Origin of the sequence: Mycolicibacter heraklionensis (assembly GCF_001021505.1) — a bacterium.
GTDB classification, from domain to species: Bacteria; Actinomycetota; Actinomycetes; order Mycobacteriales; family Mycobacteriaceae; genus Mycobacterium; species Mycobacterium heraklionense.
Window position 1 is genome coordinate 82,315 of record NZ_LDPO01000019.1, and the last position, 10,654, is coordinate 92,968.

Sequence of the window (10,654 nt, forward strand, 5' to 3'; positions counted from 1 at the left end):
GTATTGGGGTCTTGGATACCTAAGCAAGCACTTGCTTGGTACGCTAGCACAGTGTCTGACTCTGCGGCTGCCGCTATCAACCTCGGATTGACCGGCAAGGTGGTGCTGGTGACCGGTGGAGTGCGCGGTGTCGGCGCGGGCATCAGCGCCGTCTTCGCCGATCAGGGCGCGACGGTGGTGACCTGCGCCCGACGCCCGGTGGACACCTCGCCGTATGAGTTCCATTCCTGCGACGTCCGCGACGACGACGCGGTCCGGGGCCTGATCGAGGCGATCGTGGCCCGGCACGGCCGGATCGACACCGTGGTCAACAACGCCGGCGGATCCCCGTTCGCGCTGGCCGCCGATGCGTCGGCCAACTTCAGCCGCAAGATCATCGAGCTGAACCTGCTCAGCGCCCTGTACGTGTCCACGCACGCGAACGCGGTCATGCAGACCCAGGACGGCGGCGGTTCGATCGTCAATATCACCAGCGTCAGCGGGCGCCGGCCGTCACCGGGTACCGCCGCCTACGGCGCGGCCAAGGCCGGGGTGGACAGCCTGACCACGTCGCTGGCCGTCGAATGGGCGCCGAAGGTGCGGGTGAACTCGATCGTGGTCGGCATGGTCGAGACCGAGCAGTCCGAACTGTTCTACGGCGACGCCGAGTCGGTGGCGGCCGTCGGCGCCACCGTGCCACTGGGACGGCTGGCCAAGCCAGCCGAAATCGGTTGGACAGCAGCATTTTTGAGTTCAGAACTGGCGTCCTATGTCAGCGGCGCCAGCCTGACCGTGCACGGCGGTGGCGAAAACCCCGCCTACCTCGACGCATCCAGCGCTAACAAATAAGGAGAAAGCACTCATGGGACTTCTTGACGGCCGCGTGGTCATCGTCACCGGAGCGGGCGGCGGAATCGGGCGGGCGCACGCGCTGGCCTTTGCCGCCGAGGGCGCCCGGGTCGTGGTCAACGACATCGGCGTGGGCCTGGACGGCTCACCGGCCGGTGGGGGCAGTGCTGCCCAGGGCGTGGTCGACGAGATCGTCGCCGCCGGCGGAGAGGCCGTCGCCAACGGCTCCAACGTCGCCGACTGGGACCAGGCCGCGGCGCTGATCCAGACCGCGGTCGACCACTTCGGCGGTCTCGATGTGCTGGTCAACAACGCCGGTATCGTGCGCGACCGGATGTTCGCCAACACCAGCGAAGAGGAGTTCGACGCCGTCGTCGCCGTACACCTCAAGGGGCACTTCGCCACCATGCGGCACGCCGCCGCCTACTGGCGGGCACAGTCCAAGGCCGGCGAAACGGTGGATGCCCGAATCATCAACACCAGCTCCGGCGCCGGCCTGCAGGGCAGCGTCGGGCAGGCGAACTACTCGGCCGCCAAGGCCGGTATCGCCGCGCTCACACTGGTCGCTTCGGCCGAGATGGGCCGCTACGGGGTCACGGTCAACGCGATCGCCCCGTCGGCACGGACCCGGATGACCGAGACCGTGTTCGCCGACATGATGAACACCCAGGACCAGGCCTTCGACGCCATGGCCCCGGAGAACGTGAGTCCGCTGGTGGTCTGGCTGGGCAGCGTCGAGTCGCGTGACGTGACCGGCAAGGTCTTCGAGGTCGAGGGCGGCAAGATCCGGGTCGCCGAGGGTTGGGCGCATGGCCCGCAGGCCGACAAGGGCGCCCGCTGGGATCCTGCTGAGCTCGGGCCGGTCGTCGCCGACCTGCTGGCCCGGTCGCGGCCACCGGTGCCGGTGTACGGGGCCTGAGTCCCGGGAGACTGTTGCGGGGGACTAAAGTCCCTATGCGCGGACCTGCGACGTTATACGCGTGCGTCAATATTGTGATACTTACTTAGCCGTACGAGTAAGCGTTGCGGCCCGTCCCTCATCGGGAAGCGACGTAATCTTTCACCTGCTCTTAGGTGACGCGCTCGTGTTTTCGCCCAGCTGCTGGAGGTCTCGTGTCGGTGCTCGAGGTGGAAGACCACCGACCCGCGGCAGTCCGGCGACGGCCGCACCCGCACCCCGGCGAAGGCGTACCGAGTTTCTCGTGGCCCACCTTCGGGCTCGGGGTGGGCGGCATCAGCGTATTCGTGCTGGTGGCCATCGGCGCGGCCCGCGGATCCCTGCCGGCCTGGATCGTCATACCGCTGAGCACCCTGGTGACGTATGTGCTGTTCTCGGTGGCGCACGAGGCCCTGCACCGCTCGTTCTGCTCGGTGCGCTGGGTCAACGCGGTGGTCGGCCGGGTGGCCTGGCTGTTGGTGGTGCTGCCGTTCTCGTTACCGGCTTTCGGCTACGTCCACGGCGAGCATCACCGCCATACCAATGACCCTGAGCGCGATCCAGACATGTTCGCCACCCATGCGCCCACCTGGCAGCTGCCGTTCCGCTGGGCGCTGATGGACCTGTTCAACGCGACCTGGTATGTCCGCAAGCTGTGGCCGCGGATACGCCATTCGTGGCGGCGTCCGATTGCCGAGCTCGCCGAAACGTCCGTGCTGTTCTCGTTGACGATCGCCATGACCGTCGCGGCGATCCTCACCGACCACTTCTGGCTGCTGGCGGAGGTCGTCTTGATCCCGCAGCGCCTCGGTCTTTTCATCATCGGATGGGCGTTCGACTGGTTACCGCATCACGGGATCGACGTCACGCAGCGTGAGGACCGGTATCGCGCCAGTCGTCTTCGGGTCGGGATGGAATGGCTGCTCGCGCCGCTCATGCTGTCCCAGAACTACCACCTGATCCACCATCTGCATCCCTGGTTGCCGTTCTACCGCTACCTGCCGGCGTGGCGCCGTAACGAGGAGCTCTATTTGGAGCATGACGCCGCCGTCACCACCGTGCTCGGTCGGGAACTGAACGCCGAGGAATACCGGAACTGGAAAAGGTGGGCGCAGGTCGAGCCCGCCCCCCGGATCGCCTGACACCGCCGCGTCAGGTGTGTTGCGCTGCTTCTTGAGCGAGTTGCAAGCGGGAAGTGATGTTGAGCTTGGTGTAGATCCGGTTCAGGTGTGAATGCACCGTGCGGGGCGAGACGCTCAGTTCTGCGGCGATCTCCTTGTCGCGAAGTCCGGCACTGATCAGCCGGACGACATTGCGTTCAGCCGGCGTCAGCGAGGCCCAACCGCTGGACGGGCGTTTGCCCTTGCTCATTCCGTCGCTCCGGCACGCGTAGGCGATCGCTTCCGCCGGCGACATTGCGGCACCCTCGGCCCACCGGATCTCAAAATCCTGCTGCCCCATCGATTTCCGCACGGTGTCGACCGCTGCGGTGTAGTCGGCGTCATAGATCTTGAAGCGGACGGCGCCGGTGTGGTCGCGGATGGCAACTGCCGATCCGAACAGTCGCGCCGCGTCGCGGTGTCGACCGGCGCCGGCAGCCAGCGTTGCCAGGCACTCGATTACCTCGGGAATCGCCAGATATGCGCCGGTCTGGCTGGCGATCTCCAAGGCCTCGCGGGCGTCTTGTTTGGCCTGCCCCAACTTGCCTTCGACGATCGCGATCCGAATACGTATCTCCAGCGGTAAGAGCCGGTTTACCCCCGACGACAACGAGAACGCTTCGTCGGACCGGCGGCGCGCCGCGATCGCATCACCGGATGCCAGCGCGGCCCTGGCCGCCGGGTTGCCGTTGATGGCCAGCAGGTGCGGTAGGGCACACGCCTCGCACGCAGTATCGCTGGCCACTTGTCCCGCCGGCACATCACCAGCAGCCAACGATGCGTCCACCAACGCACCCAGACTGAGGCCTCGGTGGAAAGCGGCTTGGTCGACAGTGATGTCGGCGCTTGCTTGTGCCGCGGCGCGAGCTCCGCTGGTGTCACCTTGGCATGCCAGCGCCTCTGCCAGCAGCATCAAGCCCTTTGCCGCGAAAAGCGGATCGTGTGTCGCCGCGGCCTCGGCGGCCATTTCCTGGCCCGCAGTGGCAGCTTTCGCCAGGTCCCCGGACAGCAGGTCTCCTAAGCCCAGGCAAAAGCGGCAGAGTCGAGACGCTGACCAGTCGCCGACCGCGTCGGCCAGTTTGCGTCCTTGTTCGGCGGCTTGGCGCAGGGTGCCTAGGTCGCCCGCGACGAAGGCGGAGTAGGCATAGACGCCGTATATCTGGCCAAATCTCCAGTCGCCGAGAGGGGGGGTGAGTTCGAGCGCCTCGCGAAGGTAGGGCAGGGCGGTCTCAGGGCTATAGCAGGTAGTGAAGGCGCAGGCGGCCAGTGCCCAGGCCAGCAGTGCCCGATCGTCGAGGTCGCGTGCGATCGCCACGGCCTGCTCGGCCTGATCGACGCGGTAATAGTGCCCGCTCCACCCCTCGAAAACAGTCTTGTCGGCGAGCAGGTGGCTACGGATGACGGGTGCCACCGCGGCACCGCCGGTCAGAACGGCGTTGAACCAGGCGAGCCCTTCCAGACTCCGGCTGTGAATCCACAGTGGCAGCAGTCCTGATACCAGGAGAGCGGCCAGCTCAATATCGCCGTGTGCGTGACTCCAGGTGAACGCTGCCCGCAGGTTATCAATCTCGATCTCGGCCTGCCTGATATGCCATGGATAGCCGTCAGACGATTGGCTCGCGAATAGTGCGGTGTAGTGGTCGCGGTGGCGGCGCTCTACCGCATCGGTCTCGCCGGCTTCGTCGACCTTCTCCAGCGCGTACTGGCGCACCGTCTCCAGCATCGAATAGCGTGTGGTGGGTCCGGTGCTATCGGCTGTCACCAGCGATTTGTCGACCAGCTGGGTGATCCTGGCGAGGGTCTGATTGCGCGTCAGGTCAGAGCCGGCGACGACCGCGTGGGCGGCGCCGAGGTCGAATCCACCCAGAAAGACCGCCAGTCGGCGAAACGCGACGCATTCCGGTTCGCTGAGCAGGTCGTGTGACCAGTCGATTGAGGCGCGCAGGGTCTGCTGGCGCGGTACCACCGTGCGTGCACCGCCGGTCAACAGTTGCAATCGCTCATCGAGCCCATCGCGGATCTCGGTCAGCGACAACGCTCGAACCCGTGTCGCGGCAAGTTCGATCGCCAGCGGTACCCCGTCCAGGCGTTGACAGATCTCAGCTATCGTGGCGACGTCATCGTCGGTGCCGACGAAATCGGGCCGGACCAGCCAGGTGCGCTGGGTGAACAACTCCACTGCCTCGTCGGCTAGCGATAGAGACGGAGTTGGCCAGGTCACCTCGCCGGCGACCCCGAGGGGTTCCCGACTGGTCGCCACGATGGTCAGTTCCGCGCTGGCGGCCAACAGCGTGTCGGTCAGCCGTGCGCAGGCGTCCAGCAGATGCTCACAGTTGTCGAGCACGATCAGCAATTGCTGGTCGGCGATCAAGCGAACCAGGGTGTCGACCGGGGAGCGGTCAGTCTGATCGGGCAGGCCCAACGTGTGCGCAATTCGCTCGGCGACCAGATCCGCATCGGTGATCGGCGCCAGGTCCACGCACCAGGCTCCGTCGCGGAACCGGTCGACACAATCATCGGCCAGTTGCAGCGCCAGCCGTGTCTTGCCGACTCCGCCGGCGCCGGTCAACGTCACGAGACGGTTGCAGTCAACCAGCACCCTCAGTTCGTTCAGCTCGGCCTTACGTCCGACGAAGCTTGTTGGTGGTGTCGGAAAATACCGCTCAGGCAAGGCTTTTCCGGTTCGAAGCGGCGCAAAATCAGTGGGGAGGTCGTGGTGACAGAGCTGCGTGACGCGCTCCGGATACGGTATGCCGCGTAGCCGGTAGACACCGAGGTCAACCAGCCATGCCTCCGGTGTCAGCCGATCCGCGATCGATTGCCGAGCTATCTCCGACAACACCGTCTGCCCGCCGTGGGCCAGGTCACACAGCCGCGCCGCGCGGTTCACCAGGGCTCGCGGGCGTGCGCAGGGCTCAACCAGCGGCCGCTCGTCGGTGTGCACCGCGATCCGCGGACGGATCGGCTCCGAGCACGCGCGCTGCAAAGCCAGTGCACAAGCCACTGCATCGTCAACGTCCGCGAACCCGGCGGCGAACTTGTCTCCGCGGTCCTGCGCCACCAAGCGTTCACCACGATGGGTCGCCAGCACCTCGGCGAGCGTGCTCTGTAGCCATGAGAGGCCGGTCGTCGACGACTCCGTCGGAGATTGCCAGGGTGGACGGAGGTCGCCGGGACCGACCACGAGGACTGTTCGCACTGTGGAAGGCGGCGAATGCGCCTCGCTCGGGTTCGGCGGCATCTATGGTCCTCTAGCCTGGTGCTTTCGTGCCGGTTGCGTGTTGTGCATGAGGAAAGGTGCTCTGAATTAGGGCAATTCAACTTGCCACACGTTGAATCAGTCCAGTTCGAGGAGCACCTTCCGGTGAGTTGAGTCTAGGTCGTGTTGCCGACGGTGCTCACCGAACTGCGCAACCGGGGTGCCGTGATGTGTTGTCTGTCTGACGCGACGGCTCCCAAGCGATCGTGCAAACGTGCGTGGTGCATCGGTCGGCGGCCTCGAGGCGATCGGCCGGTTCGGTTTCGCCCTCCGAAGAGGCAGAGGGCTTGCGGGAATGACGCTGCGGCGTCAGGCGTGTTGGGCCGCCACTTGGGCGAGTTGCAGGCGCGACGAGATATTGAGCTTGGTGTAGATCCGGTTCAGGTGCGAATGCACGGTCCGGGGCGAGACGCTCAGTTGTGCGGCGATGTCTTTGTCGCGGAGGCCGGCGCTGATGAGGCGGACGACATTGCGTTCAGCCGGCGTCAGCGAAGCCCAACCGCTGGAGGGACGTTTGGATTCAGCCCGGCCCTTTCCGTCGCCTTGGCACGCGTACGCGATGGCCTCCGCCGTCGACGATGCAGCTCCTTGGGCCCAACTTCGCTCAAAGTCGTTCTCCTGCATCGCTTCTCGAGCAACGCTGACAGTGGCCGCGTAGTTGGCGTCGTAGACTTTGGCACGGACTGCGCCGGTGCGACTGCGGGCACCGGCTGCGGAACCGAACAGCCGTGCTGCGTAGTGGTGTCGCCCGGTGGCGGTGGCCACTGCCGCCAGCAACTCCAGCAGATCCGGAACGGCCAGATATGCCTCGGCGTCCGCGGCTATCGCCAGCGCCTCACACGCGTCTCGTTCGGCCTGTTCCACTTGGCCTTCGGCCATCGCTACCCGGCCACGTATCTCCAGCAGCAGTATCCGGTGGATTCCCGAGCCCACGGACAGTGCCTCGCCAGCCCAACGGCGCGCCGCGGCCAAGTCTCCGGATTCCAGCGCCACCCGGGCGACCGGATTGCCGTTGATGGCCAGCAGCTGGGGCAGCGCGCACGCTTCGCACGCCGCATCGGCAGCCCTGAGTGCGCCGGAAATATCACCGGCGGCCAGTAATGCGTCCGCTACAGCGCCGAAGCCGATCGCGCGGTGAAAGTCGATGAGTTCGGCGGCGGCCTCGACGCACGCTTCCGCCGCGGCGTGCGCCCCGCGGGTATCGCCCTGGCACGCAAGGGCTTCGGCCAGGATCGTCAGACTCTGGGTACTGAACAGCGGGTCGTGTGCTGCCTCGGCCTCCATCGCTACCTGCCTGGCCTGCTCGACGGCCATCGTGAGCTCTGCGCGATGAAGATGTGCCAATCCCAGGCAAAGACGGCACAGTCGCGAAACCGACCAGTCGCCGACTGCGTCGGCCAGGACTGCTCCCTTTTCCGCGGCCAGCCGCATCGTGTCGAGGTCGCCCGCCACGAACGCCGAATACGCCTGCACGCCGTATATCTGGCTCAACCGCCAGTCGTCGTTCAACGCGGGGGACAGCGCGATGGCCTGCTCGAAGTAGGGTAGGGCCAGTTCGGGGCCGTAGCTACAGGTGAAGCCGCAGGCAGCCAACGCCCAGGCAAGCAGGCCCGGCTCGTCGAGATGGCGTGCGATCGAGACTGCTTCCTCTGCTTGCTCGACCCGTCCGTAGTTTCCGGTCAGCGCGTCGAAGATCGTCTTGTCCGCGAGCGCGCGGGCACGCGCGGCGGGCGCCATCGTGGCGCCGTCGGTGAGCACGGCATTGAACCACGCCAACCCCTCCAAAGTCCGGCTGTGGATCCACAGCGGGAGCAACGACGAGGCCAGGCGTGCGGCAAGCTCAATATCGCCATGCTCACGACTCCACGTGAAAGCGGCTCTGAGATTGTCGATCTCGAGTTCCGCCTGCTCGATGTGCCAGCCGTATCCGGCGGTGATCCCGGCGTCGAACATCGCTGTGTAGTGATCACGGTGGCGTGCCTGTATGGCCTCTGATTCGCCGGACTGCTCAAGCTTTTCCAGGGCGTACTGCTGAACAGTCTGCAACAACCGGAAGCGTGTCGACTCCCCAGTGCTGTCGGCTACCACCAGCGATTTGCCCACCAGCTGGGTGAGTTTGTCCACGATCTGCGTGCGTGACAGGTCGGTGCCGCCGGCGACCGCGTGGGCGGCATCGAGGTCGAATCCGCCCGGAAATGGTGCCAATCGGCGAAACACCACGCGCTCGGCTTCGCTCAACAGGTCGTGTGACCAGTCTTCCGATGCTCGCAGCGTCTGTTGGCGTGGCACCGCCGTACGCGCACCACCGGTCAGCAGCTGGAAGCGCTCGCCCAATCCGTCCGCGATCTCGGTCAGCGATAACGCCCGAACTCGTGTCGCGGCAAGCTCGATAGCCAACGGAACCCCGTCCAGGCGACGGCAGATCTCGGCTACCAAGTCGGCATCACCATCGGTGTCGGTGAAACCCGGCCGGACCAGCCGAGCGCGTTGCCGAAACAACTCGACGGCCTCGTCGACGAGCGAGAGTGAGGGGGTCTTCCAGGTCACTTCGCCCGCGACCCCGATGGGCTCGCGACTCGTCGCCACGATGGTCAGCTCTGCACTGGCGGCCAACAGCGTGGCGGCCAGCTGCGCGCACGCGTCGAGCAGATGCTCACAATTGTCGAGCACCAGCAGCAATTGCCGATCTGCGATGAAGCGCACCAGGGTGTCGAGCGGGTAGTAGCGGTCCGGTCGATCAGGTAGGCCCAACACGTGCGTCACTCGCTCCAGAAGGAGATCCGGGTCCGTGATCGGTGCCAGGTCCACGCACCATGCCCCATCGCGGAACCGGTCGACGAACTCATCGGCCAATTGCAGCGCGAGTCGCGTCTTGCCGACTCCGCCGGAGCCGGTCAGCGTCACAAGACGGTTGCCGTCAATCAGCCGACGCAGCTCGGTCAGCTCCGCATCGCGTCCGACGAAGCTCGTCAGCGGTGTCGGAAAGTACGGCTCGTGCAACGCATTTCCGGTCCGGAGCGGCGGGAAGTCGGTGGCAAGGTCGCGATGGCAGAGCTGGGCCACCCGCTCGGGATACGGTATGCCGCGCAGCCGAAAGGCTCCCAGATCGACCAGCCAGGCGTCCGGCGGCAGTCGATCAGCCAGCAATCGCTGGGCCGTCTCCGACAGCAACGTCTGACCGCCATGGCCCAGATCGCACAACCGCGCCGCACGGTTCGCCAGGGTTCGCGGGTGCGCGTACGGCTCGACCAACGGCAGCTTGTCGGCGTGCATGGCGATTCGCGGCCGAATCGGCGCCGCGGGAGCGCGCTGCAAGGCGATGGCGCAGGCCACCGCATCACCGGCGTCCGCGAATGTGGCCGCGAACTTGCATTCGTGGTCCTGCTCCACCAGCCGCGCACCGCGGTGGGCGGCAACCACGTCGGTGAGCGTGCTTTCCAGCCACGAGAGCCCGGTCGTCGACGACTCCGTCGGGGGCTGCCATTGCGGCCGGGAGTCTCCGGGGCACACCACGACGACCGTCCGCGGTGGGGAATGCGGCGAAAGCGCCGCGCTCGCGTTCGACATCATCTACCGTCCTCAGAGGCCAGGATGCTCGCGCAAGCGGGCAGACCCTCCATTCCCCCCGGATGGATTAGCTGTGCATCCGTGTAGTCGTAAGCCTTGCTTCACCGTCATCTACGCATTTTTACTGCCAAGTCTCGGCGTCACGATACCAGCGTGATTTCGGCATTTTTGCCGATGTTCTCCAGGAGTGTGCTGTTGCACAGTGACAGTGGCACAACTGCGCCTGCCTCGCCCGCCACCTCACGGCGGACTTGTTTCGTCGATCACCAACTGATCGCGATCTGCTGATCGAGGGCAGCGGCGGCAAGGGCGTCCAGGATGCGCTCCGCAGCGGTCACGGCGTGTCGTCGGGATCCGCATTCGGCGTCCGGTTGCTGTCGAATTTGTCATGCCAGCAAACTGCAATTGAATATCTAATCCGTTTCATGCATAGGCCTGCTGGGCTGCGCATGAAACGTGTGCACTTGCTGCTGAATTCTTTGAAGTAAATCCCTGTTTCTTGCCAATGGTTCACGTTTTTCCACTGTGGCCAACATCACACTAATCAGTGTCAACCGGCATCGATCCCTGTTGACCTGCGCGTATGACGCCGCCGGCGGGGTCACAATCGCCGCACGAGTGTGGTTTCAGCCACATGAGGAGTGCCTGAGTTGGCGATAAGTGAACAGACGACCATAATTTGAACCTGCGTTAATGCTTAGCGGAAATTATGAGAGGGTCGTCATGAGCAGTCGGATGTCTAGCAAATTTGTTCGTTCGTCTGCTCGGGGTGCGTCCGGTCGGCGTGTGGTGGGGGCGTCGAGTGTTGTGGCGGCGTTTTTGGGGTTTGGGGTGGGGTCGGTGCCGGTGGCGTCGGCGGATGGTTTTGATTTGTTGGATCCGGTGTTTTGGTCGGAGTTGTCG

5 protein-coding genes are annotated in these 10,654 nt (G+C 65.3%); 3 read left to right on the top strand and 2 right to left on the bottom strand.

All coding sequences use genetic code 11. From position 1 onward, the window contains the following. The first annotated feature begins 51 nt into the window (after window positions 1-51). The 3 genes from ABW16_RS18835 (at window position 52) to ABW16_RS18845 (ending at window position 2,907) form a co-directional block, all read left to right on the top strand. Complete coding sequence (locus ABW16_RS18835; RefSeq protein ID WP_082134199.1) at window positions 52-828, top strand: SDR family oxidoreductase; 777 nt, start codon at window positions 52-54, stop codon at window positions 826-828. A gap of 13 nt (window positions 829-841) precedes the next feature. Next, on the top strand, window positions 842-1,747 hold the full coding sequence (locus ABW16_RS18840; RefSeq protein ID WP_047320719.1) for an SDR family oxidoreductase: 906 nt from the start codon (window positions 842-844) through the stop codon (window positions 1,745-1,747). A gap of 194 nt (window positions 1,748-1,941) precedes the next feature. Beyond that, window positions 1,942-2,907 carry a fatty acid desaturase gene (locus tag ABW16_RS18845; protein WP_052956994.1) on the top strand — a complete coding sequence of 322 codons (966 nt, stop codon included), beginning with the start codon at window positions 1,942-1,944 and terminating at the stop codon, window positions 2,905-2,907. A 10-nt stretch (window positions 2,908-2,917) separates the two neighbouring features. On the opposite strand, the gene ABW16_RS18850 is transcribed toward ABW16_RS18845, so the two are convergent. Then, window positions 2,918-6,016 (bottom strand): helix-turn-helix transcriptional regulator, encoded by a 3,099-nt coding sequence (locus ABW16_RS18850; RefSeq protein ID WP_200900688.1) that lies wholly within the window; start codon window positions 6,014-6,016, stop codon window positions 2,918-2,920. Window positions 6,017-6,493: 477 nt separating this feature from the next. After that, the gene (locus tag ABW16_RS18855; RefSeq protein ID WP_052956996.1) at window positions 6,494-9,754 is read right to left on the bottom strand and encodes a helix-turn-helix transcriptional regulator; all 3,261 of its coding nucleotides are present in this window, start codon (window positions 9,752-9,754) and stop codon (window positions 6,494-6,496) included. Between the last annotated feature and the right edge of the window lie 900 nt (window positions 9,755-10,654).

Excerpts from the sequence above, each read along its gene's own strand:
- ABW16_RS18840 (WP_047320719.1), top strand. The coding sequence starts at position 842 with ATGGGACTTCTTGACGGCCGCGTGGTCATCGTCACCGGAGCGGGCGGC.
- ABW16_RS18855 (WP_052956996.1), bottom strand. The coding sequence starts at position 9,754 with ATGATGTCGAACGCGAGCGCGGCGCTTTCGCCGCATTCCCCACCGCGG.